Annotated in this window: 1 protein-coding gene; it reads right to left on the bottom strand. The window is 61.6% G+C overall.

Translation table 11 applies throughout. The features are described from left to right. Nucleotides 1-65: 65 nt before the first annotated feature. Nucleotides 66-1,745 carry an IS1634 family transposase gene (locus DOM57_RS07700; protein ID WP_110648648.1) on the bottom strand — a complete coding sequence of 560 codons (1,680 nt, stop codon included), beginning with the start codon at nucleotides 1,743-1,745 and terminating at the stop codon, nucleotides 66-68. Between the last annotated feature and the right edge of the window lie 156 nt (nucleotides 1,746-1,901).

Raw genomic sequence — 1,901 nt, 5'->3', positions numbered from 1 at the left:
CCCGAGTTCGACAGATAGAAGCGTAAGCCACTGATTAGCCTGGAAACGCCTTTTCAAAATTGGCACTACAAGCGTGCTGCGGCAGGCGCCGGCAGGCCAATCGCTTCGAAAAGGTCGCGTTGTTCAGGCTTCAATTTGGTCAGGCCGCTCGCAGTCTCGCGACGGTGAAGCAGGACCTGGTGGAACTGAATCTTGCGGGCAATTTCCAGTGCCCGCGTCGGCGAAAGCTTGTAATCACTGGCCTTCAGCCGCATCCGTAGCACGCGGTAAAGCACCAGAGCGAGGAAGCAGATCAGCGCATGGGCACGGATACGATCCGGCAACCGGTGGTAGACCGGCGCGATCTCGATGTCGCTCTTCAGCACCCGGAAGCCGCGTTCGATGTCAGCCAGCGCCCGGTAGCGCTCGACGATTTGCTCTGGCTCATGATCGGCCATGTTCGTGACCAGCAGCAGCTTGCCATCCATCATCCTGGCGCGATCCAGCGCCCGTTGATCGAGCACGTAGTTGAACGTCTCGGCGGTCAGATCGACCTTAAGAATATGGCCGAGGTGAGCGTCAGTGACGGCCTTGTAGAACCGGGCCGTCACGCCTGGATCGGAGAGTTTTCTGCCGCGATAGCGGCGTCCGGCATCCTGACTGTCCAACTTCTCGAACCACTGGCGCGCATCGGCCTGTAGCGCCTCGATCTTCTGATCGCGCGCGGTTGTCTGCACCTTGGCGACGTCCGGTCGGTGCGCCACGATCAACCGATGACCCTGCCAGGCCATCTCGCCGTAGGCTTCGCGATCGGCGTCCTGGCAGTGCGTCTGGTGAAACGCCTTCAACAAGTCATCGAACTCGCCGTAACGGCGGCCTGGCACGGCCAGGATGAATTCCAGGGGACGACCCTCGATCCGTACGGCGGACAGGGCTTCCAGGTTGTCCAGAGACAACAAACCACGGTCGGCCACCAGCACCACACGGCGCACCTTGAAGCGCTTGGTCACGGTCTCGATGGTCGGCAGCAGCGTCTTGGTTTCGGCGACGTTACCATCGAAGACCTCGTGGTGAATGGGTAGCCCTTCCGCCGTCTGCACGACACCGAGCATGAACTGGCGGCCGATGCCGCCCTCCTTCGAGGGGCCGTAATGGCGCACATCACCCTCGAGTGACGTGCCGCCTTCCGCACGGATCGTGGTGAGGTCGTAGAAGACGATCGACAGCTCCTGATCGATCAGCGGCTTGAGCTGCTGAGCCAGCACGTCATTGAGCGCTTCGCTGCACTCCGACAGGGTATCCATGGTGCGCAGCAGGTGCTGATGACGGATCGCGGCCGTATCGACATCGGGCACCAGCACCTCCTCCAGCCAGCGCAACACGCCGAGCTTGGATTCGGGATCGCAGAGGCGGTTGAACACCATGACCCGCAGTAGCCGCTCGGCATCGAACTGCCGCTTGCTGCGCAGCACACGGCGGAAGGCATCGTCCAGGCCGAGTTCTTTCCAGAGCGAGGTCAGTAGCCAAGTGTCGCCGACGGAGCGCGCCGGCGCGAAGTCGGTCTCGCCGGTGCCTTCGTCGAGCGTTGGCTGGCCGGAGACGCGCAACAGGCCATTGATCAGCGCGCTGGATTCCCCGGCCGTGACGGCCTCGAGGCGGCCCAGCGTGGCGATCACGCGTTGGCGCGACTTGCCGGCCTCGTCTCGGAAAGACTCGACGAGCTTCACGTAGCGACGCGGACCGGATTTGGTGACCTTGACAAACATGTCATCACCATAGGCCGCCGATGTCACTGCTGGCAAGGAACCCAGAGAAAAACGTGTCACTACAAGAAATTCGGCCGGAATTTTCTAAGTCGCTGAATTCTCAGACCGCAGGTACCGATTTCAGGCCAAAATCGGGCTGGAAGTGTCGAAGTCGGG

It is taken from the genome of Salinicola peritrichatus, from assembly GCF_003206715.1.
Taxonomy (GTDB): Bacteria; Pseudomonadota; Gammaproteobacteria; order Pseudomonadales; family Halomonadaceae; genus Salinicola; species Salinicola peritrichatus.
Note: the sequence above shows the minus strand (reverse complement) of the source record. Positions and strands in the feature narration are given on the sequence as shown.

Coding starts and splice junctions, on each gene's coding strand:
- DOM57_RS07700 (WP_110648648.1), bottom strand. CDS start 1,745: ATGTTTGTCAAGGTCACCAAATCCGGTCCGCGTCGCTACGTGAAGCTC.